At 74.5% G+C, this 26,266-nt stretch carries 2 protein-coding genes; both read right to left on the bottom strand.

Features of this window, described 5'->3' with window-relative positions; all coding sequences use genetic code 11:
* Position 1 precedes the first annotated feature (1 nt).
* On the bottom strand, positions 2-15,946 hold the full coding sequence (locus AB0D59_RS19865; protein ID WP_362566692.1) for a type I polyketide synthase: 15,945 nt from the start codon (positions 15,944-15,946) through the stop codon (positions 2-4).
* A gap of 13 nt (positions 15,947-15,959) precedes the next feature.
* Positions 15,960-26,258 (bottom strand): type I polyketide synthase, encoded by a 10,299-nt coding sequence (locus AB0D59_RS19860; RefSeq protein ID WP_362566689.1) that lies wholly within the window; start codon positions 26,256-26,258, stop codon positions 15,960-15,962.
* Positions 26,259-26,266: the final 8 nt, after the last annotated feature.

The raw sequence follows: 26,266 nt of genomic DNA, 5'->3' as shown, positions 1-26,266 counted from the left end.
ATCAGCTCAACTCCGAGTCGATGAACCGGAAGATCTCTTCGTCGCTGGCGGCCCCGAGCTGCTCGGTGACCGACTCGCGGTCGCCGTCGGCGCGCGGGGTCAGCCGGCCGACCAGCCCTTGCAGCCGGGCCAGGGCCCGCCGCCGGTCGTCCTCGCCGGACACCTCGGCCAGCACTCCGGCCAGCCGGTCGAGTTCCTCGTCCAGCGAGCCGACGGCCGCCGCGGCCGGCACCACGAGCTGCCTGCGCAGGTGGTCGGCGAGTCCGGCGGGGGTCGGATGGTCGAACACGGCACTGGCCGACAGCCGTACGCCGGTGGCCGCGCCGAGCCGGTTACGCAGGTTGACCGCGGCCAGCGAGTCGAAGCCGAGGTCGGTGAACGGCCGCCCGGTGGGCAGTGCGTCCGGGTCGCCGTGCCCGAGGACGACGGCGACCTCCCGGCGTACCATCTCGACGAGTTCGCGCTGCTGGTCGGCCTCGGGCAGCGCGCCCAGCCGGTCGGCCAGCCGGGACTCGGCGGCATCCGGTTCACCGGTCACGGCGGTGAGCGCGTCCCGTACCTCGGGCAGGTCGCCCAGCAGCGGGCTGGGCCGGGCGGCGGTGAACGCGGGTGCGAAACCGGCCCAGTCCACGTCGGCGACGGTCACGGTGGTGTCGGCGTGCCGCACCGCGTCGGCCAGCGCCGCGAGCGCCTCCTGCGGGGGCAGCGCCAGCACGCCCCGGCGGCGCAGTTCCTCCCGGCGCCGGGCCTCGGTGTCGGCGTCCGCCGCACCGAACCCGGCGCCCTCCCAGGGGCCCCAGGCGACGGCGGTGGCGGGCAGCCCGCGGGCCTGCCGGTGCTGGGCCAGCGCGTCGAGGTAGGCGTTGGCCGCGGCGAAGGCGCCCTGTTCGCTGCCGCCCCAGGTGGCCGCGACGGAGGAGAAGAGCACGAACGCGTCCAACTCTCCGGTGAGCCGGTGCAGGTTGACCGCGCCGCGCACCTTGGCGTCGAGGGTGGCGGCGACCTCGGCGAGGTCGGTGCCGGCCAGCGGGCCGGAGCGCAGGGTGCCCGCGGTGTGCACCACGGCGGTCAGCGGCGTCTCCGCGGGGACGGCGGCGAGCAGTTCGGCGAGCGCGGTCCCGTCGGCCGGGTCGCAGGCGCTGACGGTGACCGGGACACCGAGGTCGTCCGGTGCGGTGGCGGCCGGGTCGCCGGTGGTGAGGACCAGCGCCTGCGCGCCGTTGGCGGCCAGCCAGCGGGCCACCGGCAGCCCCATCGGGCCGAGGCCGTCGGTGACCAGCACGGTCCCGGTGGGCTGCCACGGCCTGGCCGGGGTGCGCCCGCCCAGCGGAGCGTGCGCGAGGCGCGGCACCAGCAGCCCGGTGTCGCGTACGGCGGCCTGGTCCTCGGTGCCGGCCAGCAGCGCGGCCAGCCGGTCGAGTCCCCGGCCCGGATCCTCGGGCAGGTCGACGATGCCGCCGAACAGTTTCGGCTGCTCCAGTGCGAGGGTGCGTCCCAGGCCCCAGAGCATGGCCTGTTCGGGGCGCGGCAGCCGGTCGGCCGGGGTGGCGGCGACCGCGCCGGAGGTGACCAGCCACAGCGCGGTGCCGGTGTCGGCCAGCGCGCGCACCAGGTCGAGGGTGGCGGCCAGTCCGGTGGGCACGGCGGGGTGGTCCGGGTGCGGGCCCTCGGCCAGGCCGAGCAGCGAGACCACCCCGGTCGCCGTGCCGGCCTCGGCCGCGACGGTGTCCTGGTCGACCACGCGGGCCTCGGCCCCGGCACGGCTGAGCGCGGCGGCGCATTCCTCGGCCAGGGCCGGTGTGTCCGGGCCGACCACCAGCCAGGTGCCGCTCAGCACCGCGTCGGTGGCCTCGACGGGCCGCCAGCCCACGGTGTAGCGCCGGCTGTCGGTGGTGGCGGTCGTCTCCTGGGCGGCGCGCCAGGCGGCCAGTGCGGGCAGGACCTCGGCGAGCGGTTCGGCCGGCATCCCGAGCAGGTCGGCCAGTGCCTTGGGGTCGCCCGGGTCGACGGCCGCCCAGAACGTGCCGTCCACCGCGTCCGTGCCGGTGTGCTCCGGGGCGGCCAGCCAGTAGCGCTGTCGTTGGAAGGCGTAGGTGGGCAGGTCCGGTGCGGCGGGCCGGGTGCCGTCGTAGGCGGCGGTCAGCCGTACCGGGAGCCCGGCGACCTGCGCCTCGGCGACGGAGAGCAGGAACCGTTCGAGGCCGCCCTCGTCGCGGCGCAGCGAGCCCACGACGGTCACCTCGTCCAGCGTCTGGTCGATGCCGGGCGTCAGCACGGGGTGCGGGCTGACCTCCACGAAGCCACGGTGGCCCTGTTCGGCCAAGGCGCGGACGGCTGCTTCGAAGTGAACGGTCCGGCGGAGGTTGCGGTACCAGTACTCCGCGTCGAGCGTGGCGGTATCGGCCCAGTCGGCGGTGACCGTGGAGAACATCGGCACGTCGGCCGCCCGCGGGCGCACCTGGGCGAGCGCCTCGACCAGTCGTGCCTCGATGCGTTCGACCTGCGGGGAGTGGGAGGCGTAGTCCACCGCGATACGACGCGCGCGGATGTCCCGCTCCTCGCAGTCGGCCAGCAGCCGGTCCAGGGCCGCCGGGTCGCCGGAGACCACCGTGGAGGCGGAGCCGTTGACCGCGGCGACCGTCACGCCCGGGGGCAGCAGGGCGGTCACCTCGTCGGCGGGCAGCGTCACGGACGCCATCCCGCCGTGTCCGGCCAGTTCCCCGGCGATCAGCCCGCTCCGCACGCAGACGACCAGCGCGGCGTCGCGCAGGGACAGCGCCCCCGCCACACAGGCGGCGGCGATCTCCCCCTGGGAATGCCCCACCACCGCATCCGGCTCGACGCCGAACGACCGCCACAGCGCGGCGAGCGACACCATCACCGCGAACGACACCGGCTGTACGACGTCCACCCGCTCCAGGGACGGCTGACCGGCCTCCCCCCGCAGCACACCCAGCAGCGACCAGTCCACGAACTCACCGAGAGCCGAGGCGCATTCAGCCATCCGTTCCGTGAACACCGGTGAGGAGTCCAGCAGTTCCACCGCCATTCCCACCCACTGCGCCCCCTGCCCCGGAAACACGAACACCGTGCGGCCGGTGGCCCCGGCCGTTCCGGTGGCGAGGTGCGGTGCGGTGTCCCCGGCGGCCAGTGCGGTCAGTGCGGTGAGGAGTTCCTCGTGGTCGGCCGCCACCACCACGGCGCGGTGGGTCAGCGCGGTACGCCCCGTGGTCAGTCCGGCGGCCAACTCGGCCATTCCGGCCGCCGGTTCGGCGGCCAGCCAGGTGCGCAGCCGGCCGGCCTGGGCGCGCAGGGCGGCCTCGGTGTCGCCGGACAGCGGCACCGGCACCACCCGCCGGGGCGCCGGCTGCGGGGCCGGAGCCTCCGGGCCCTGCTCGATGATCACGTGGGCGTTGGTGCCGCTGATCCCGAACGAGGACACCGCCGCCCGCCGCGGCCCCTCGCGCTCCGGCCACGGCCGTGCCTCGGTGAGCAGCCGTACCGCACCGGCCGACCAGTCCACGTGCGAAGTCGGTTCGCCGACGTGCAGGGTGCGCGGCAGCACGCCGTGGTGCATCGCCTGTACGACCTTGATCACGCCGGCGACCCCGGCGGCGGCCTGGGTGTGCCCGATGTTCGACTTCACCGACCCGAGCCACAGGGGCTGTTCACGATCGGCGCCGTAGGTCTCCAGCAGCGCCTGGGCCTCGATCGGGTCGCCCAGGGCGGTGCCGGTGCCGTGCGCCTCCACCAGGTCCACGTCCGCGGGGGACAGCCGGGCGGCGGCGAGCGCGGTGCGGATGACCCGTTCCTGGGAGGGGCCGTTGGGGGCGGTCAGGCCGTTGGAGGCGCCGTCCTGGTTGACCGCCGAGCCGCGCAGCACACCGAGGACGCGGTGGCCGTTGCGGCGCGCGTCGGAGAGCCGCTCCACCACCAGCAGACCGACACCCTCGGACCAGACGGTGCCGTCCGCGTCGGCGGAGAAGGCCTTCACCCGGCCGTCGGCGGCCAGTCCGCGCTGTCGGGAGAACTCGATGAAGGTGCCGGGCGTGGACATCACGGTCGCGCCGCCGGCCAGGGCCAGCGAGCACTCCCCCGCGCGCAGCGCCTGCGCCGCGAGGTGCAGGGTGACCAGCGAGGAGGAGCAGGCCGTGTCGACGGTGACCGCGGGGCCCTGGAGGCCGAAGGTGTAGGCGACCCGGCCGGAGGCGACGCTGCCCGCGGTGCCGGCACCGAGGTAGCCCTCGACGTCCTGCGGGGTGCTGGGGAGCCGGGTGGCGTAGTCGTGGTACATGACGCCGACGAACACGCCGGTGTCGGTGTCCCGCAGGGACATCGGGTCGATGCCGGTGCGTTCCAGTGCCTCCCAGGAGGTCTCCAGGAGCAGCCGCTGCTGGGGATCCATGGCGAGGGCCTCGCGCGGTGAGATCCCGAACAGGCCCGCGTCGAACTCGGCCGCGTCGTGCAGGAATCCGCCCTTGGTGAGATAGGTGCGCCCGGCGCGGTCGGGGTCGGGGTCGTAGAGCTGTTCGGTGTTCCAGCCGCGGTCGGTGGGGAACGGCGAGATGCCGTCGCCGTCCCCGGTCACCAGCCGCCACAGGTCCTGTGGGGAGCGCACTCCGCCGGGGTAGCGGCAGGCCATGCCGATGATGGCGATCGGTTCGTCGGCCGGGCCGGAACGGCGGGATGCGGTGGGCGCCGGGGCGGCGGCCGCGGTGAGCCTGCGCAGCAGGTACGCGGCGGTGGCCGCGATGCTCGGATGGTCGAAGGCCAGGGTGGCGGGCAGCGCGAGGCCGGTGCCGGCGGCCAGCCGGTTGCGTAGTTCCACCGAGGTCAGCGAGTCGAAGCCGAGGTCGGTGAAGGCGCGCCGGTCGCCCAGTTCGGCCGCGTTGCCGTGGCCGAGGGTGGCGGCGACCGCGGTGCGTACGGTGTCGTGGACCAGCCGGCCGCGGGCGGCCTCGTCGAGTCCGGCGAACGCCGCCCGGAGCGCGCCGGTGGCGCCGGCGCGGCGGGCCGGGAGGCGGACCAGTCCGCGCAGCACCGGGGACGGCGGGACGGTGCGGGCCTGCTCGCGGAGCGCGGCCAGGTTCAGCCGGACCGGGACGGCCAGGGCGCTCTCGCCGGGTACGGCGGCGTCGAACAGCCGCATGCCCTCGGCCGGTTCGAGCGGCACCACACCGAGGCGTTCGATGCGCTGCCGGGCGGTGCCGTCCGCAGTGTCGCCCATGCCCCCGGCCCACAGGCCCCAGGCCAGCGACACGGCGGGCAGGCCGGCCGCGCGGCGGCGGGCGGCGAGGCCGTCCAGGACCGCGTTGGCGGCGGCGTAGTTGCTCTGCCCGGGGCTGCCCAGGATCCCGGCGGCCGAGGAGAACAGCACGAACGCGGCCAGGTCCAGGCCGCGGGTCAGCTCGTCCAGGTGCAGTGCGGCGTCCACCTTGGGCCGCAGCACCCGGTCGATGCGCTCGGGCGTCTGCGCGGCGAGCATCCCGTCGTCCAGCACCCCGGCGGCGTGCACCACGGCGGTCAGCGGGTGCGCGTCGTTGATGCCGGCCAGCAGCGCCGCCAGCGCGTCCCGGTCGGCCACGTCGCCGGCCACCACCCGGGCGGTGGCGCCGAGTTCGGCGAGTTCGGTGACCAGTTCGGCGGCGCCCGGGGCGTCGGGGCCACGGCGGCCGGTGAGCAGCAGGTGCCGTACGCCGTGCTCGGCCGCGAGGTGCCGGGCCAGGACCGAGCCGAGGGCGCCGGTACCGCCGGTGATCAGTACCGTGCCCTCCGGGTCCCATACGGCGGGCTCGCCGGCGTCGGCACGGAGCAGCCGGGGTACGCGCACCACGCCGTCCCGGACGGCCAGTTGGGGCTCGCCGGTGGTCAGAGCGACGGGGTCCGGCAGGCTGCCGTCGCTGTCGAGGAGCACGATCCGGCCCGGGTTCTCCGACTGGGCGGAGCGGGCCAGGCCCCAGACGGCGGCGGCGCCCAGGTCGGTACCGTCGACGGCTCCGGTGGTGCGCAGGGCGAGCGTGGTGCCGGCGAAGCGTTCCTCGGTCAGGAACGTGCGCAGCAGGGCCAGCACGCGGTGGGTGGCGGTGGCGATGCCGGCCGGGTCGTTCGCGGCGGCGGGCAACGCGGCGAGCAGCCACTCTCCGGGGGCGGTCACCTCGGTGAGGTCGAGGTCCGCGCCGAGCCGGACGGGCGTGGGGGCCTCGGTGCCGGTGCTCGGTCCGGTCGGTGCGGGGTCCTCCGTGGCGACACGCATCGGCGTCCAGTCGACCCTGTGCAGTGCCTCGGTCCCGGGGGCCGGGGCGGTCGGTCCGGCGGGGAGCGGGCGCAGCGCGAGGCTGTCCGCGGTGAGGACCGGGGCGCCGTAGCCGTCGTACGCGGCGATGGCGAAGCCGCCGTCGGCCGGGGTCAGCCGGACCCGCAGCGAGTCGGCGCCGGGCTGCCGGACGGTCACGCCGGTCCAGGCGAACGGCAGGGCGGCCGTGGTCGCCTCCGGGTCGGTGGCCAGCGCGTGCAACGCGGCGTCCAGCAGCGCCGGGTGCACCCCGAAGCCCGCGGGCCCGGCCGGTTCGGGCAGGGCGACCTCGGCGTACAGCTCCTCGCCGCGCCGCCAGACCCGGCGCAGGCCCTGGAACACCGGTCCGTAGGCGAGGCCACGGTCGGCCAGCAACTCGTACAGCCCGCCGGGCTCACCCCACTCGGACTCGGCCGGCGGCCACTCACCCAGCCGTGGCGCGCTGTCGTCCGCCGGTTCGACGGCGCCGGTGGCGTGCCGGGTCCAGGGCTCGTCGGTGGTGCCCGCCTCGGCCCGGGAGTACAGGGTCACCGTCCGGCGGCCCCGGTCGTCGGGCGTGCCGAGCACCAGTTGGAGTACGGCGCTGCCCCGCTCGGGCAGGACCAGGGGGGCGTCCAGGGTGAGTTCGGTGATCCGGCCGCAGCCGAGTTCGTCCCCGGCGCGGGCGACGAGTTCGACGTACGCGGTGCCGGGCAGCACGATCCGGCCGGCCACCACATGGTCGGCCAGCCAGGGCTGGGCGGTGGTGGACAGTCGCCCGGTGAACAGCACCCCGGCGCCGTCCGCCAGCGTGACGGCCGCGCCGAGCAGCGGGTGCCCGACGGTGCCGAGGCCGGCCGCGCCGGCGTCGGCGGCCGTCTCGCCGGTCATCCAGAACCGGCGGTGCTGGAAAGGGTAGGTGGGCAGCGGAACCGGCGCCGGGGCACGGCCTTCGCTGACCGCGGCCCAGTCCGCGGAGATGCCGTGCACATGCAGTCGGGTCAGCGCGTCCGTCAGGGCCGCGATCTCGTCCCGGCCGTCGCGCAGGGTGGGCAGCACGATCGCTCCGGCGGCGGGCTCGTTGACGAACCCGGCGGCGGGCTCGTTGTCGGACCCGGTGACGCGCTCGTTGCCGGACCCGCCGTCGGGTTCGGTCGCGGTCAGGCAGTCGCGGGTCATCGCGGTCAGTGCGGCGGCCGGGCCGATCTCGAGGAAAGCGGTGGCCCCCGCCTCGGCCAGGGCGCGCACCGCGGGCAGGAACCGCACGCTGTCCCGGACGTTGGCCACCCAGTGCTCCGGGTCGGTGATCTCCCGCTCGGACAGGGGTGCCCCGGTCACCGTGGACACGACCGGCAGGCGTGGCGCGCTGAACGGGATGCCGGTGACGATCTCCCGGTACTCGTCCAGGATGCCGTCCACGTGCGGGGAGTGCGGGGCCATGGTGACCCGCAACTGCCGGGTACGGCGGCCTCGTTCGCGCCAGTGCGCGCCGATCTCGGCGACCGCGTCGGCGTCGCCGGACACCACGGCCGCACTCGGGCCGTTGACGGCGGCCAGCCGCACCTGCCCGGCGTACTCGGCCAGCAGCGGGGCGAGTTCGGCCTCGGTGGCCTGGACGGCGACCATCGCGCCGCCCGCCGTGGCCGTCGCCATCAGCCTGCCGCGGGCGGTGACGAGTGTGGCGGCGTCGGGCAGGGTGAGCGCCCCGGCGACGTGTGCGGCGACGATCTCGCCGACGGAGTGGCCGGCCACCAGGTCCGGGCGCAGTCCCCAGCTCTCGGTGAGCCGGACCAGTGCGACCTCGACGGCGAACAGTGCGGCCTGGGTGAAGTCGGTGCGGTCGAGCAGGGCGGCCTCGGGGCTGCCGTCGGCGGCGAACAGCACCTCGCGCAGGGGCCGGGGCAGGTGCCGGTCGAGTTCGGCGCACATCGCGTCGAACGCCTCGGCGTAGGCGGGGAACCCGGCGGCCAGTTCGCGGCCGGCCCCGAGGCGCTGGGAGCCCTGGCCGGGGAACAGGAAGGCCAGTTTCCCGGCGTCGGCGGCGAAGCCGGTGACCACGTCGGCGTCGGGGGTGCCGTCGGCGAGGGCGGCCAGTCCGGTGTGGAGCCCGCTGGGATACGGACCGGTCAGCACCGCTGCCCGGTGCGGGTGCGCGGCGCGGGTGGTCAGCAGCGAGTGCGCCAGCGCGGCCGGTTCGAGGTCCGGGTGGTCGCCGAGGTGGGTCAGCAGCCGGGCGGCCTGCGCGCGCAGGGCCGTCTCGGTGCGGGCGGAGAGCACGACCGGCAGCGGCAGCGGTGTCAGGGCCGGCGTCCGCGGCGGTGCCTCGGCGGGGGCCTGTTCGATGACGATGTGCGCGTTGGTGCCGCTGACGCCGAACGAGGACACCGCGGCGCGGCGGGCCCGTCCGGTCTCCGGCCAGGGCCGTGCCTCGGTCAGCAGGGACACCGCGCCGGAGGCCCAGTCCACGTGCGGGCTGGGCGCGCCGACGTGCAGGGTGCGGGGCAGCAGTCCTTCCCGCAGGGCGAGGACCATCTTGATGATCCCGGCGACACCGGAGGCGGCCTGGGTGTGCCCGATGTTGGACTTGACCGACCCGAGCCACAGCGGCTCGCCGTCCCGGCCCTGGCCGTAGGTGGCCAGCAGGGCCTGGGCCTCGATGGGGTCGCCCAGGGTGGTGCCGGTGCCGTGCGCCTCCACCGCGTCGACGTCCCCGGTGGACAGTCCGGCCGTGGCCAGCGCGGTGCGGATCACCCGCTGCTGGGACGGGCCGTTGGGTGCGGTGAGCCCGTTGGACGCGCCGTCGGAGTTGACGGCGGAGCCGCGCACCACGGCCAGCACCGGGTGCCCGGCCGCGCGGGCGTCGGAGAGCCGCTCCACGAGCAGCATCCCGGCGCCCTCCGACCACGAGGTGCCGTCGGCGTCGGCCGAGAAGGACTTGCAGCGGCCGTCGGCGGCCAGGCCGCGCTGCCGGGAGAACTCCACGAACAGTCCGGGTGTGGCCATCACGGTGGCGCCGCCGGCCAGCGCCAGGTCGCACTCGCCGCGGCGCAGCGCCTGGGCGGCCAGGTGCAGTGCCACCAGCGAGGACGAGCAGGCGGTGTCCACGGTCAGGGTGGGGCCTTCCAGGCCGAACGCGTAGGCGAGCCGGCCGGAGGCGACGCTGGCCGCGCTGCCGGTGAGCCGGTAGCCCTCCACGCCCTCGGCGGCGTGGTGCAGCATCGGGCCGTAGTCCTGGCGCATCACGCCGACGAACACCCCGGTCCTGCTGCCGCGCACGGCGGCCGGGTCGATCCCGGCGTGTTCGAAGGTCTCCCAGGAGGTCTCCAGGAGCAGCCGCTGCTGCGGGTCGGTGGCGAGCGCCTCGCGCGGGTTGATGCCGAAGAAGTCGGCGTCGAAGTCGGCGGCGGCGCGCAGGAATCCGCCGTGCCGGGTGGCGGAGGTGCCCGGCCGGTCGGGATCGGCGTCGAACAGCGAGTCCAGGTCCCAGCCGCGGTCGGCGGGGAACTCGGTGATGCCGTCACCGCCGTCGAACAGGAACCGCCACAGCTGTTCCGGGGAGCGGATCTCCGACGGGAACCGGCAGGCCATGCCGACGATCGCGATGGGCTCGTCGGTGCCGACGCCGACACCGGCCGGGGTCGGCGCGGGCTTGTCCTCGGGCGTGTCCTGGCGCAGGTGTCCGGCGACTGCGGCGGGGGTCGGGTAGTCGAAAACGAGGGTGGCGGGCAGGGCGGTGCCGGTGGCCGCGGTGAGCCGGTTGCGCAGTTCCACCGCGGACAGCGAGTCCACGCCGAGCGCGCGGAACTCCGCCCGCGGGTCGACGGCGTCGGCGTCCGCATAGCCGAGGACGGCGGCCGTCTCGGCGCGCACCAAGGTCAGCAGTTCCTCGGCGGTGAGCCGGACCGGCCGGTTGGCCGTACCGGACCCGGCAGCGGCGGCGGTACGACGTCGCGGGCCGCGTATCAGGCCGCGCAGCAGCGGTGGCAGCAACGCCTGGTCGGCGGTGTGCAACCGGACCTTGGCCGGCAGCAGCACCGGTTCGTCGACGGCCAGCGCCGTGTCGAACAGCGCCAGCCCCTCCTCGGCGGACAGCGCCTGCACGCCGGCGCGAGCCATCCGGGCGAGGTCGGCGGCCGAGAGTTCGCCGGTGATGCCGCTGGGCGGGGCCCAGAGCCCCCAGGCCAGCGACTGGGCGGGGAGCCCGGCGGCGCGCCGCCGGCCGGCCAGTGCGTCCAGGCAGGCATTGGCGGCGGCGTAGTTGGCCTGGCCGGGGCCGCCGAGGGTGCCGGTGGCCGAGGAGAACAGCACGAACGCGGCCAGGTCCAGGCCGCGGGTCAGCTCGTCCAGGTGCAGTGCGGCTCCCACCTTGGGCCGCAGCGTCGCGGCCAGCCGCTCCGGGGTGAGCGCGGTGAACAACCCGTCGTCGGAAACTCCGGCCGCGTGCACCACGGCGGTCAGCGGATGTTCGGCAGGCACGTCGGCCAACAACGCGGCCAGCGAGTCGCGTTCGGCGGCATCGCAGGCCACCACGCGCACATGGGCGCCGAGTTCGGTGAGCTCGGCCTCCAGTTCCGGGGCGCTGCCACGGCGGCTGGTCAGAATCAGGTGCCGTATGCCGTGCTCACGCACCAGATGCCGGGCGACCAGCCCGCCCAGGGTGCCGGTGCCGCCGGTGATCAGGGCGGTGCCCCAGGGGTCGAGCCGGCGGGGCAGGGTGAGCACCAGTTTGCCGGTGTGCCGGGCCTGGCTCAGGTACCGGAACGCGTCCACCGCACGGGAGACCGGCCACACGGACGGCGGCGGCGAGGTCAGCGCGCCCGCGGCGAACAGCTCCAGCACCGCGACCAGCAGCCGCTGCATCTCCGGCGGCGGCAACCGCATCAGGTCGTACGGCAGGTAGTCGATGTCCGGGAGGTCGGCCGGGTCGCGCAGGTCGGTCTTGCCCATCTCCAGGAACCGACCGCCGGGGCGCAGCAGTCCCGCAGAGGCGTCCACGAACTCGCCGGACAGCGAGTTCAGTACGACGTCCACCGGGCCGAACTTCGCGGCGAAGCCGGTGTCCCGCGAGGAGGCGATGTGCGCGTCGTCCAGGCCGAGGTCGTGCAGCACCTGCCACTTGCCCTCGCTCGCGGTGCCGTAGACCTCGGCGCCGAGGTGCCGGGCCAGCTGCACGGCGGCCGTGCCGACGCCGCCGGCCGCCGAGTGGATCAGCACCTTCTCCCCGGCCCGCAGTCCGGCGAGTTCGACCAGGCCGAGCCGGGCGGTGAGGTGTGCGATCGGCATGGCGGCGGCCTGCTCGAACGTCCAGCCGTCCGGAATCGGTGCCACGGCCGCCCGCTCGGCCACCGCGACCGGGGCGAACGCGTCACCGAAGAGGCCGGTGACCCGAGTGCCCGGAGCGAGGTCGGTGACGTCGTCCGCGACCTCGGTGACCACGCCGGCGCCCTCGCCGCCGAGGGCCACCTCACCGGGGTACATGCCCAGAGCGATCAGTACGTCACGGAAGTTCAGCCCGGCGGCCCGCACCGCGATGCGCACCTGGCCCGGCCGCAGCGGGGCCGACGCGGCGGGGGCCGGCACCAGCGCGAGGTTGTCCAGGGTGCCCGGCCGGGTGACGGCCAGCCGCCAGTGCGGTTCCACGGGTGGCACCAGCTCGGGCCTGACCAACCTGGGCGTGCGCAACAGACCGCCGCGCAAGACCAGTTGGGGCTGCCCGATGGCCGGCACGGAGGACAGCGCGCGGCGGGACTCGGCGGTGTCGTCGAGGTCGGCCAGCACGATCCGCCCGGGCTGTTCGGCCTGTGCGGCACGCAACAGCCCCCACACCGCCGCCCCTCCCGGGTCGGCCGGGGGTTCGGCGGGTTCGCCGGCGACCGCGCCGGTGGTGACCACGAGCAGCCGGGCGGGCGCCGCGCTGTCGGCCAGCCAGTCCTGCGCCTGCCGCAGCACGGCGGCGGTGACGGCTTCGGCGGGCTGTCCCACCGGCACGGCCAGCACGGTGATGTCGGCGGCGCCGTCACCCGCGAGGTCGGCCCCGCCGGCCCGCAGGTCGGCGGCCAGGGACTCGGGCAGCGCGCCCAGCACGGACCACCGGCCGGCGGCCGGTTCGGCGGGGGCCGGGACGGTGTCCCAGTCCAGCCGGAACAGCGAGTCCCGGGGCACCCGGCTCGTCCCCGGTCCGGTGGCGGCCCGCAGAGTCAGCGATTCGACGGAGGCGACCGGGGCACCGGTGCCGTCGAACAGGCCGAGCGCGACGGCGCCCTCGCCGGTGGGAGCGAGCCGCACCCGCACGGCGGCTGCTCCGGCAGCGTGCAGCCGGACCCCGGCCCAGGAGAACGGCAGCCGCGCGGTACCGGTGTCGTCGGTGAGCGCGAGCGCGTGCAGGGCCGCGTCCAGCAGCGCCGGATGCAGCCCGAACTCCGCTGCCTGGCCACGCTGCTGGTCGGGCAAGGTGATCTCGGCGAGGATCTCGTCGCCGCGCCGCCAGGCGGCCCGCAGCCCCTGGAACGCCGGTCCGTAGCCGAGGCCGCGAGCGGCGAGATCGGCGTAGGCGGCGTCCACGGCCACCGGGGTGGCGTCCGTCGGTGGCCAGTTCTCCACGGCGGCGACGGGTTCGTGCGGGCCGACGGCGAGGGTGCCGGTGGCGTGCAGCGTCCACGGCTCGTCCTCGGACGCGTCCTCGGCCAGAGAGTAGATCTCCACGGCGCGACGGCCGGAGTCCTGGGCCTCACGGACGGCCAGTTGCAGCCGGACCGCACCCGTGTCGGTCAGCACCAGTGGCGCCCGCAGCACGAGTTCCTCGACCCGGTCGCAGCCGACACGGTCGGCGGCCTGCACCGCCAGCTCCACGAACGCCGCGCCGGGCAGCACGATCGCCCCGGACACACGGTGGTCGGCCAGCCAGGGCTGGGACACCACCGACAGCCGGCCGGTGAGCAGATACGCGTCCGACCCGGCCAGCGCGGTGGCCGCACCGAGCAGCGGATTGCCGGCCGGGAGCAGTCCCGAGGCGGCGAGGTTGGCGCCGGGGGCCGACTCCAGCCAGTAGCGGCTGCGTTGGAAGGCGTAGGTGGGCAGGTCGAACCGGGCCGCGGTCGGCAGATACGACGCCCAGTCGACGCCACCGCCATGCGCGTGGAAGCGGGCCAACCCGGCCGCCACCGAACGAACTTCGGGCTGGTCGCGGCGCAGCAACGGGATGAAGGCCGCGGTCGCGTCCTGCGGCAGACAGTCCGGCCCCACGGCGGTCAGCGCGGCGTCCGGACCGACCTCCACGAATCTCGTCACACCCTGCCTGTGCAGGTGGGCAACCGCGTCGGCGAACCGGACCGTGTCGCGGACGTTGCGCACCCAGTAGTCGGCGTCCACGGCGGCGGTGCCGAGAGCCACGGTGGACACGAAGGGAATGCTCGGAGAGGCGAAGGTGACCCCGGAGATCGCCTCACGGAACCGCTCCAGCACCGGCTCCATCAACGGCGAATGGAACGCGTGACTCACCCGCAGCCGGGTATGACGCCAGCCCCGCTCCCGTGCCGCGTCCGCGACAGCCTCCACCGCCGACTCGACACCGGACACGACCACAGAACGAGACCCGTTGACCGCCGCGATCCCGGCCTCGCCGGACAGGACCTCCGCGACCTCCGCCTCGTCGGCGTTGACCGCGAGCATCGCCCCACCAGGCGGCAACCCCTGCATCAGCCCGGCACGCGCACACACCAAAGTGACCGCGTCATCCAGCGACAACACCCCAGCCACATGAGCAGCCGCCACCTCACCCACCGAATGCCCCACCACGAAGTCCGGCACCACCCCGAAGGATTCGAGAAGCCGGAACAACGCGACCTCGACCGCGAACAGACCGCACTGCGCGAACAACGTCTCATCCAACCGATCACCGCCCTCGAGAACCACCTCCCGCACCGGCCGCCCCAACACCGACTCCAACCGCGCACACACATCCGCGAACGACTCCGCGAACACGGGATACCGCGCGGCCAACTCCCGCCCCATACCCGACCACTGCGACCCCTGCCCCGAGAACAGGAACCCGGTGCCACCCCCGTGCCCGGTAACGCCGGTGGCCGACCCGTCCGCCAGTTCCTCAAGCCCGGCGAGCAGTTCTTCCCGGTCCGCGGCCACCACCGCACCGCGATGCTCCAAAGCGGCCCGGGACAGCGCCGCCGCACGCGCCACCTCCGCGACGCCGGCGCCCGGTTCGGCGAGCACGTACTCACGCAACCTCGCCGCCTGCCCCCGCAACGCCTCAGCACTCCGCCCGGACACCAACACCGGCACCGGCAACACCGGTTCACCGACAGGTACAGGCTGGACAGCCGGCGCCTGCTCGATGATCACGTGCGCGTTGGTCCCGCTCACCCCGAACGCCGACACCGCGGCCCGACGGACCTCGGTCTCCGGCCAGGGCCGTGATGCGGCGAGGAGTTCCAGCGGGCCGCCGGCCCAGTCGACGTGCGGGGTCGGTTCGTCGACGTGCAGGGTGCGGGGCAGCACCCCGTGGCGTATCGCCTCAACCACCTTGATCACGCCGGCGACACCCGCGGCGGCCTGCGTGTGTCCGATGTTCGACTTCACCGACCCCAGCCACAACGGCCGCTCGCGATCGGCGCCGTAGACGCCGTGCAGGGCCTGCGCCTCGACCGGGTCGCCCAGCGAGGTGCCGGTGCCGTGCGCCTCCACCGTGTCGATGTCCCCCGGGGACAGTGCCGCGTTGGTCAGCGCCTCGACGATGACCCTGCGCTGTGCCTGGCCGTTGGGGGCGGTGAGCCCGTTGGAGGCGCCGTCCTGGTTGACGGCGGAGCCTCGGACGACGGCGAGGACGGGGTGGTTGTTGCGCTGCGCGTCGGAGAGCCGCTCCAGCAGCAGCATGCCGACGCCCTCGGACCAGCCGGTGCCGTCGGCGTCGGCGGAGAACGCCTTGCACCGGCCGTCACCGGCCAGACCGCCGAGCCGGTCGAACTCCACGTAGGTGCCGGGGGTGGCCATGATGGTCACGCCGCCGGCCAGGGCCAGGGTCGTCTCCCCCGAGCGCAGCGACTGCACCGCCAGGTGCAGGGTGACCAGGGAGGAGGAGCAGGCGGTGTCCACGGTGACGGCGGGGCCTTCGAAACCGAAGGTGTAGGCGACCCGGCCGGTGGCGATGCTGGCGGCGTTCCCGTTGCCGATGAACCCTTCCAGTTCCTCGGGCACGTCGTCCATCAGCGTCGCGTAGTCGTGGTACATCACGCCGGCGAAGACACCGGTGCGGCTGCCGCGTGCGGTGAGCGGGTCGATCCCGGCGCGTTCGAACGCTTCCCAGGAGGTCTCGAGGAGCAGCCGCTGCTGCGGGTCCATGGCCAGCGCCTCGCGCGGCGAGATCCCGAAGAACCCTGGGTCGAAGTCACCGGCGTCGGCGACGAACCCGCCGAGCCCGACCGGCAGTCCGGCCAGGTCCCAGCCTCGGTCGGCGGGGAACCCGGAGATCCCGTCCCGGCCCGCCGCCAGCATCTCCCACAGCTGCTCGGGGGTGCCGACGCCACCGGGGTAACGGCAGGCCATGCCGACGATCGCGATGGGCTCGCGCCGGGCCTGTTCGATCTCGGCGAGCCTGCGCTGCGCACTCTGCGCCTCGCTCAGCGCACGCCGGAGATAGTCCCGGAGCTTGTCCTCGTTAGCCACGCGGTTCCCTTCCTCACCCTTGGTCGGCGCCGAGGCCGTCGACGAGGCCGAACAGTTCGTCGTCGGAGGCCGACGACAGGTCGTGCTCCGGTGTGGCGCCGGACTGCTCCTCGTCGCCGTACTTGGCGAGCAGCGCGGTGAGCCGCATGCGCAGCTTCGCCTGGTCCACGGCGCCGGGTTCGGCACCGGCCAGGGCTTCTTCGAGCTGGTCGAGCCCGGCGAGCGGGGAGCCGGCCTGTGCGCCGTCGGCCGCGGGCATGGACGTGTGCAGGTGCGCGGCCAGCGCCACCGGGGTGGCGTACTCGAACACCACCGCGGCGGGCAGCCGGATGCCGGTGGTCTCGGACAGCCGGTTGCGCAGTTCCACCGCGGCCAGCGAGTCGACGCCGAGTTCGGCGAAGGTGCGGTGTTCGGCCACGGCGGCCGGTGAGTCGTGGGCCAGTACCCTGGCCGCTTCGGCGCGGACCAGAGCCAGGAGCGCCTTCTCCCGGTCGGGTCCGGACAACGCGGCCGACGCGGCGGCGGGTACGGAGCTCACGCCGGCGGCCGTGGCGGGCGCTTCCCGGACCAGGCCGCGCAGGACCGCCGGGACCGGGCCGCCTGTCCGTAGGGCCGTCCGGTCCAGGCGCATCGGGGCGAGTACCGGTTCGTCGACGGTGCGCGCGAGGTCGAACAGTTCGAGCGCCTCGGGGGTGGTCAGTGGTCGCAGCCCGGCGCGGGCGATGCGGGCCAGGTCGGCACCGGACAGTTCGCCGGTGATGCCGCTGCGCTGCTCCCACAGCCCCCAGGCCAGCGAGGTGGCCGGGAGTCCGGCGGCGTGCCTGGCCCTGGCCAGCGCGTCCAGAGCGGCGTTGGCCGCCGCGTAGGCGCTCTGCCCGGCGGCGCCGAGCACCCCGGCGGCGGAGGAGAACAGCACGAAGTCGGTCAGTTCGCGGTCGCGGGTCAGCTCGTCCAGCCAGCGTGCGCCCAGCACCTTCGGCGCCAGCACCGCCCGCAACCGCTCCTCGGTGAGACCGGTGACCAGACCGTCGTCCACCACACCGGCCGCGTGCACCACCGCCGTCACCGGATGCTCGGCCAGCAACGCGGCCACCGCATCCCGCTCGGCCACATCACACGCCACCACCGCCACCTCGGCAGCCAACTCACGCAGTTCGGCGGCCAGTTCGGCGGCGCCCGGGGTGTCCGGGCCGCGGCGGCCGGTGAGCACCAGTTCGCGCACTCCGCAGTCGCCGGCCAGATGACGGGCGAGGGCCGCACCGAGGGCTCCCAGCCCCCCGGTGATCAGCACGGGGCCGCCCGGGTCCCAGGTGGCGCCGTCCCGGTCCGTGATCCTGGACAGCGGGACATGGGACAGCCGTGGCACGAGCACCGTGCCGTCGCGCACCACCAGTTGCCCGCCGGGCACGTTCCACGCGGCGGCGGGAATCCCGGCGCCCTCGGTGCCCTCGGTGCCATCGCTCCCGTCGGTGTCCTCGAAGTCGGCCAGCAGGAAGCGGTCCGGGTGTTCCTGCTGCACCGAGCGCAGCAGACCCCATACCGCGGCGGCGGCCGGATCGGTGCGCGCGTTCCGGGTCCGCAGCGCCAGCCGGGTGCCGGTGCCGGCGAAGCGGTCCTCGGCCAGCCAGGTGCGCACCGCGCCCAGCGCACGGCCGGCCGCGGCCACCGGATCGGCCTCGGTCCCGGCCGCCAGCACCACCACCTCGGGTACTTCCCCGTCGGGCAGTTCGGCCGGCTCGGCGCAGTCCAGTACGGTCGGCTCCGGGCCGCCCGGCAGGGTGGCGGGCACCAACTCCTCGGCGTACAGGGATTCATGGTGGCCGAGTTGTTCGGCCGAGATCGGCCGGACCGCAAGGGACTCGACGACCCCGACCGGGGCGCCCGTCGCGTCGGCCAGTTCGATCCTGGCCGCCTCGGCGGCGACCGGGGAGATCCGCACCCGCAGCGCGGACGCCCCGGTACGGCGCAGCGCGATCCCGTTCCAGGCGAACGGCAGCAAGGTGCGGTCGCCCTCGTCCTCGTGCAGGTAGCGCAAGGCGTGCAGCGACGCGTCCAGCAGGGCCGGGTGCAGCCCGTAGCGGCCGGCGTCGGTCAGATCGGGCAGCTCGATGTCGGCGAAGATCTCGTCACCGCGCCGCCAGGCCGCACGCAGCCCCTGGAACGCCGGGCCGTACTCCAGCCCGGTGGCGGCGAACTCGACGTAGGCCGAACCGACGTCCAGGGCGACGGCTCCCGGTGGCGGCCAGGCGGCCTGCGCGTCCTGCGGCGCTGCCGACACCGAGCCGAGTACAGCGCGGGCGTAGCAGGTCCACGGGGTGCCGTCCTCGGCCGGGCGGGCGTACACGGTCAGCGGCCGCTCCCCCGCCGCACTTCGCGCGCCGACCCTCATCTGTACCTCGACCGCACCATGCTCGGGCAGCACCAGGGGCGCCAGGAGGGTCAGCTCGGCGACCTCGCCGGCGCCGGTCTCCGCGGCGGCGTGCAGGGCCAGTTCGGCGAACACGCTGCCGGGCACGACGGTCGCGCCGAGCACCGTGTGCTCCCCCAGCCAGGGCTGCGCACGGGTGGCCAGCCGCCCGGACAGCAGGAAGCCGTCCTCTTCGGCGAACTCCACGGCCGCGTCCAGCAGCGGATAGCCGCTCCGGTACGGCGGTTCGGCGCTGTCCAGCCAGTAGCGGCGGTGCTGGAAGGCGTAGGTGGGCAGGTCGACCGGGGCCGTGGCGGGCAGATACGACGCCCAGTCGACCGTACCGCCGTCCGTATGGAAGCGGGCCAACCCGGTGGCCAGCGAACGGACTTCGGGCTGCTCGCGACGCAGTAACGGGATGAAAGCCGCGGTCGCGTCCTGCGGCAGACAGTCCGGTCCTACGGCGGTCAGCGCGGCGTCCGGACCGACCTCCACGAACCTCGTCACACCCTGCCCGTGCAAGTGGGCGACCGCGTCCGCGAACCGCACGGTGTCACGGACATTACGCACCCAGTAATCGACCTCCACGGGAGCGGCGTCGACATCCACCGTGGACACGAACGGAATGCTCGGCGAGGCAAAGGTGACCCCGGCGATCGCCGCCCGGAACCTGTCCGACACCGGCTCCATCAACGGCGAATGAAACGCGTGACTCACCCGCAGCCGGGTATGACGCCAGCCCCGCTCCCGCACCTGACGCGCAACGGCATCCACCGCCGGCTCGGCACCGGACACCACCACAGACCGAGATCCGTTGACCGCAGCGATACCCACCTCGCCGGACAGGACCTCCGCGACCTCCGCCTCGCCGGCGTTGACCGCGAGCATTGTCCCACCCGACGGCAACTCCTGCATCAACCCGGCACGGCTGCACACGAGGGTGACCGCATCGTCCAGCGACAACACCCCGGCGACGTGGGCGGCCGCCACCTCACCCACCGAATGCCCGACCACAAAGTCCGGCACGACACCGAACGACTCCAACAACCGGAACAGAGCCACCTCGACCGCGAACAGACCGCACTGCGCGAACAACGTCTCATCCAGGTCCGCGCCACCATCGAGGATCACCCTCCGAACCGGCCGCCCCAACACCGACTCCAACCGCGCACAGACGTCCTCGAAGGACTCCGCGAACACCGGATACCGCGCGGCCAACTCCCGCCCCATACCCGACCACTGCGACCCCTGCCCCGAGAACAAGAACCCCGTCAGCCCACCCCGATCAGCCAAAGCACCACCGTCACCTGCCAACTCCGCCAGCCCAGAGAGCAGTTCATCGCGGTCCGCGGCCACCACCGCACCGCGACACTCCAAAGCGGCCCGGGACAGCGCCGCCGCACGCGCCACCTCCGCGACGCCGACGCCCGGCTCGGCCAGCAGGTACTCACGCAACCGACCCGCCTGACCCCGCACCGCCTCAGCACTGCGCCCGGACACCAACACCGGCACCGGCAACACCGGTTCACCGACAGGTACAGGCTGGACAGCCGGCGCCTGCTCGATGATCACGTGCGCGTTGGTCCCGCTCACCCCGAACGCCGACACCGCGGCCCGACGGACCTCGGTCTCCGGCCAGTCGATCGTCTCGGTGAGCAGCCGTACGTCACCGGCCGACCAGTCCACGTGCGGGGTCGGTTCGTCGATGTGCAGGGTGCGGGGCAGCCGCCCGTGCCGCATGGCCTGTACGACCTTGATCACGCCGGCGACACCCGCGGCGGCCTGCGTGTGCCCGATGTTCGACTTCACCGACCCCAGCCACAACGGCCGCTCGCGATCGGCGCCGTACGTGCCCAGCAGGGCCTGCGCCTCGATCGGGTCGCCGAGTGTGGTGCCGGTGCCGTGCGCCTCCACCACGTCCACGTCCGAGGGGGACAGCCCCGCGGCGCGCAGCGCGGCGCGGATGACACGCTCCTGCGAAGGGCCGTTGGGGGCGGTGAGCCCGTTGGACGCACCATCCTGGTTCACCGCCGAACCGCGCAGCACCGCCAGCACCTCGTGGCCGTTGGCCCGCGCGTCGGACAGCCGCTCCAGCACCAGCATGCCGACGCCCTCGGACCAGCCCGTGCCGTCGGCGTCGGCGGAGAAGGACTTGCAGCGGCCGTCGGCGGCCAGGCCGCGCTGCCGGTCGAACTCGCGGAACGGGGTCGGGCTGGACATCACCGTCACCCCGCCGGCCAGCGCCAGGGTGGACTCGCCGGAGCGCAGCGACTGGGCGGCCAGGTGCAGGGCCACCAGAGAGGACGAGCAGGCGGTGTCCACGGTGACCGCGGGGCCGGTGAACCCGAAGGTGTAGGCGACCCGGCCGGTGGCGATGCTGCCCAGGTTGCCGTTGCCCAGGTAGCCCTCCAGCTCCTCGGGCACGTGCGCGAGCCGGGTCGCGTAGTCCTGGTACATCAGCCCGGCGAACACGCCGGTACGGCTGCCCCGGACGCCCGTCGGGTCGATCCCGGCGCGTTCCAACGCCTCCCAGGACAGTTCCAGCAACAACCGCTGCTGCGGGTCCATGGCCAGCGCCTCGCGCGGTGAGATGCCGAAGAAGCCGGGGTCGAAGCCGGCGACGTCGGCGAGGAATCCGCCGAGGCCGACCGGCAGTGCGCCGAGGTCCCAGCCGCGGTCGGCGGGGAAGGCGGAGATGCCGTCCCGGCCCGCGGCGACCAGGTCCCACAGCTGCTCGGGGGTGCCGACGCCACCGGGGTAGCGGCAGGCCATGCCCACGATCGCGATCGGCTCGTCCGCGGCGGCCGTGACCGTGAGTGCGGCGGGTTCCGGTGCGGTCTGCAGGTCACCGGCCTCCGCGAGGACGAATCCGGCGAGTGCGGCCGGGGTGGGGTGGTCGAATACCAGGGTGGTGGGCAGCCGTAGCCCGGTGGCGGTGCCGAGCCGGTTGCGCAGTTCCAGCGCGGTCAGCGAGTCGACGCCGAGCTCGGCGAAGGACTGCTCGGCGCCGACCTGTTCGGCTCCGGCCAGGTCCAGTACCCCCGCGGCCTGGGTGCGCACCAGGTCCAGGGCGGCGCGGCGGCGCTCCGGTACGGGCAGCGCCCGCAGCCGGTCGGCCCAGCCGGACTGCTGCCGGGTACGGCGGCGGCCACGGACCAGGCCGGCGAACACGGCCGGCAACGGGTCGAGCCGGTGCAGGGCGGGAGTGTCCAGTCGCATCGGCAGTACGGCCGCCTCACCGAGCCCCACGGCGGCATCCAGCAGCGCCAGGGCTTCCGCGGTGGGCAGCGCGGCGACACCGCTGCGGGCGATACGGGCCAGGTCTGCCTCGGACAGCTCGCCCGTGATGCCGCTGCGCTGCTCCCAGAGCCCCCAGCCCAGCGAGGTGGCCGGGAGCCCGGCGGCATGGCGCTGCCGGGCCAGCGCGTCCAGGTAGGCGTTGGCGGCGGAGTAGGCGGCCTGTCCGGCGTTGCCGAGGGTCGCGGAGGCGGAGGAGAACAGTACGAACCGGGTGAGGTCCCGGTCGCGGGTCAGCTCGTCCAGCCAGCGTGCGCCCAGCACCTTCGGCGCCAGCACCGCCCGCAACCGCCCCTCGGTGAGACCGGTGACCAGACCGTCGTCCACCACACCGGCCGCGTGCACCACCGCCGTCACCGGATACTCGGCCAGCAACGCGGCCACCGCATCCCGCTCGGCCACATCACACGCCACCACCGCCACCTCTGCGCCCAACTCACCTAGCTCGGCCGCCAGCTCTGCCATACCGGGCGCGTCACCGCCCCGCCGGGAAGCGAGCACCACACCACGCACCCCGTGGCGCTCCACCACATGCCGTGCCACCAAGCCCCCGAGGGCCCCACTGGCCCCGGTGACCAACACGACATCCTCGACCGACCAGGGAGCGTCCCCGGCCGCCTCCGTCACCCGCGCCAGCCGCGGCACGACCACCCGCCCAGCCCGCAGGGCCAGTTGGGGTTCGTCGGTGGCCAGTGCCGCGGTCAGCTCCGTGTCCGTGACAGTGGGGTCGGTCGTGTCCAGCAGCACGAACCGGTCGGGCCACTCGATCTGTGCCGAGCGCACCAGCCCCCACACCGTCGCACCGGCCGGGTCGGGCACCTCGTCGGCGGTGGCCGCCACGGCACCATGGGTGACCACGACCAGTCGGGCGCCCTGCGGGGGCTCCTCGGCCGACCAGCCGCGCACCCGGTCCAGTACGGCGGCGGTGCGCTCGGCCACGGGCATGTCCTCGACCCGGAACAGCACATCGGGGCCGGGATGGCGGGGGCGTCCGGTGCGGGCGGGCGTCCAGTCCAGCCGGTACACCGAGTCCAGCCCTGCGGGCGCGCGCAGTTCGCCGGTGAGGGCACGCAGCACCACGTGCTCGACGGTGCCGACCGGGGCCCCGCTGCCGTCGGCCAGGTCCAACCGGACCGTGTCCTCCCCGACGACGGTGAGCCGGACCCTCAGCGCGGTCGCACCCGTGTCGTACCAGCGGACCCCTCGGAAGGCGAAGGGCAGCCGCAGGCCGGCGTCACCGCGCAGGGCGAGGGCGTGCAGTGCCGCGTCCAGCAGCGCCGGATGCAGCCCGAACTCCGCTGCCTGGCCACGCTGCTGGTCGGGCAAGGTGATCTCGGCGAGGATCTCGTCGCCGCGCCGCCAGGCGGCCCGCAGCCCCTGGAACGCCGGGCCGTAGCCGAGGCCGGTCTCGGCGAGCCGGGGATAGAACCCGTCCAGGTCGACCGGCTCGGCGTCGGCCGGGGGCCACCGCACGAGATCCGCACCGGCGCTGTCGTCGCCGCTCTCGGACAGCACGCCGGTGACGTGCCGGGTCCAGGGCGCTGTGGAGCCCTCCGGCCGGGAGTGCACCTCGAACCCGCGGCTGCCGGCGTCGTCGGGTTCTCCGACGACGACCCGCAGGGCGACGGCGCCCTCGGCGGGCAGGACGAGCGGGACCTCCAGAGTCAATTCGTCCAGCTGGTCGTCCCCGAGCAGTTCGGCGGCGTGCCGGGCGAGTTCGACGAACGCGGTGCCGGGCAGCAGCACCGTGCCATTGACCCGGTGGTCGGCCAGCCAGGGCTGGGCCCGCAGGCTCAACCGCCCGGTCAGGACGGTGTCGATGGCGCCGGGCAGGGCGACCAGCGCGCCGAGCAGCGGATGTCCGGCGGGCAGCGCACCGAGCGCGGCCGGGTCGGCCGGCTCGGCGTTCTCCAGCCAGTAGCGGCGGTGCTGGAAGGCGTAGGTGGGCAGGTCGACCGGGTCGGCGGCGGGCAGATAACGGGTCCAGTCGATGCCACCGCCATGTGCGTAGAAGCGGGCCAGTCCGGTGGGCAGGGTCACCGATTCCGGCTGGTCGCGGCGGAGCAGCGGCACGAAGGCCGCCGTCGCGTCCTCCGGCAGACAACCCGGCCCTACGGCGGTCAGCGCGGCGTCCGGACCGACCTCCACGAATCTCGTCACACCCTGCTCGTGCAGATGGGCAACCGCGTCGGCGAACCGGACCGTGTCGCGGACGTTGCGCACCCAGTAATCGGCATCCACCGGCGCCGTACCGACATCCACCGTCGACACGAAGGGGATGCTCGGAGAGGCGAAGGTGACCCCGGAGATCGCCTCACGGAACCGCTCCAGCACCGGCTCCATCAACGGCGAATGGAACGCGTGACTCACCCGCAGCCGGGTATGACGCCAGCCCCGCTCCCGCGCCGCGTCCGCGACAGCCACCACTCCCGACTCGACACCGGACACGACGACCGAGCGGACGCCATTGACCGCCGCGACGCCCACCTCACCCGGCAGAACCTCCGCGACCTCCGCCTCGTCGGCGTTGACCGCGAGCATCGCCCCACCAGGCGGCAACCCCTGCATCAGCCCCGCACGCGCACACACCAAAGTGACCGCGTCATCCAGCGACAACACCCCAGCCACATGAGCAGCCGCCACCTCACCCACCGAATGCCCCACCACGAAGTCCGGCACCACCCCGAAGGATTCGAGAAGCCGGAACAACGCGACCTCGACCGCGAACAGACCACACTGCGCGAACAACGTCTCATCCAGCCCCACGCCGCCGCCGAGAACCACCTCCCGCACCGGCCGCCCCAACACCGACTCCAACCGCCCACACACATCCGCGAACGACTCCGCGAACACCGGATACCGCGCAGCCAACTCCCGCCCCATACCCGACCACTGCGACCCCTGCCCCGAGAACAAGAACCCCGTCAGCCCACCCCGGTCAGCCACCGCGCTGGCCGCGCCCGGCCCACCGTCCGCCAACTCCGCAAGCCCGGACAGCAGTTCTTCGCGGTCCCCGGCCACCACCGCACCGCGATGCTCCAAGGCGGCCCGGGTGGTGGCGGTGGCGAACGCCAGCCGGGTGACGGTCAGTTCGGGGTCGCTCGCGACGAACTCGCGCAGCCGCGCGGCCTGGTCGGCCAGGCCGGTCGCGCCACGGCCGGAGAGGACCACCGGCACCGGGAGCGAGAGCACCGGCCGCGGGGCCGTCGCCGGCTCCGCTTCCTCCGGCTCGGGAGCCTCTTCCAGGATGACGTGGGCGTTGGTGCCGCTGATGCCGAACGAGGACACCGCGGCGCGGCGCGGCCGTTCACCGCGGGGCCAGGGCACCGACTCGGTGGCCAGCGAGAGGGTGCCGGTGGACCAGTCGATGTGCCGGGACGGGGCGTCCGCGTGCAGGGTCTTCGGCACGGTCTCATGGAGCAGTGCCAGCACGGACTTGATCACCCCGGCCACCCCGGCGGCGGCGAGGGTGTGTCCGATGTTGGACTTCACCGTGCCGAGGAGCAGCGGCCGTTCGCGGTCGGCGCCGTAGGTGGCCAGCAGGGCCTGTGCCTCGATGGGGTCGCCCAGGGAGGTGCCGGTGCCGTGCGCCTCCACCACGTCGACGTCGGCGGGGGTCAGCCCGGCGGCGTTCAGGGCGGCGCGGATGACGCGCTGCTGGGAGGGTCCGTTGGGGGCGGTGAGCCCGTTGGACGCGCCGTCCTGGTTCACCGCCGACCCGCGCAGCACCGCCAGCACCTGGTGGCCGTTGGCCCGCGCGTCGGACAGCCGCTCCAGCACCAGCATGCCGACGCCCTCGGCCATGCCCATGCCGTCGGCATCGGCGGAGAACGCCTTGCACCGGCCGTCGGCGGCCAGCACCCGCTGGCGGCTGAACTCGATGAGCGGTCCGGGTCCCGCCAGCACCGTCACGCCGCCCGACAGGGCCAGCGTGGACTCTCCGTTGCGCAGCGACTGCACGGCCAGGTGCAGGGTGACCAGGGAGGTGGAGCAGGCGGTGTCCACGGTGATGGCCGGGCCCTCGACACCGAGGGTGTAGGAGATTCGGCCGGACAGCACGCTGGGTACCACGCCGGTGACCAGGTGTCCCTCGACGCCGGCGGGGGCGTGGGCCAGTCCGGTGCCGTACTCCTGGTAGTTCTGGCCGACGAACACACCGGTGCGGCTGCCGCGCAGTGCGGTGGGGTCGATGCCGGCCCGTTCCAGTGCCTCCCAGGAGGTCTCCAGGAGCAGCCGCTGCTGCGGGTCCATGGCCAGCGCCTCGCGCGGCGAGATCCCGAAGAAGCCCGCGTCGAACGCGCCGGGGTCGTCCAGGAAGCCGCCGCGCCGTACGTAACTGTGGCCGGAGCGCTCCGGGTCGGGGTCGTAGAGGCCGTCGACGTCCCAGCCGCGGTCGGTGGGCAGTTCGCCGGTGACGTCCCGGCCCTCGGACAGCACCTGCCACAGGTCTTCCGGGGAGCGGACCCCGCCGGGGTACCGGCAGGCCATGCCGACGACGGCGATGGGTTCGGTACGGGACTGTTCGACGTCCTGCAGGCGGCGGTTGGCCTTGCGGAGGTCGACCATGACCCGGTTCAGGTAGCCGCGCAGCTTCTCTTCCTCGGACATGTGCAACC

Source organism: Streptomyces sp. NPDC048417, from assembly GCF_040651615.1.
GTDB lineage: Bacteria > Actinomycetota > Actinomycetes > Streptomycetales > Streptomycetaceae > Streptomyces.
Note: the sequence above shows the minus strand (reverse complement) of the source record. Positions and strands in the feature narration are given on the sequence as shown.

What these genes read in the sequence shown, in the direction of transcription:
- AB0D59_RS19860 (WP_362566689.1), bottom strand. Translation starts at nt 26,258, where the DNA reads ATGTCCGAGGAAGAGAAGCTGCGCGGCTACCTGAACCGGGTCATGGTC.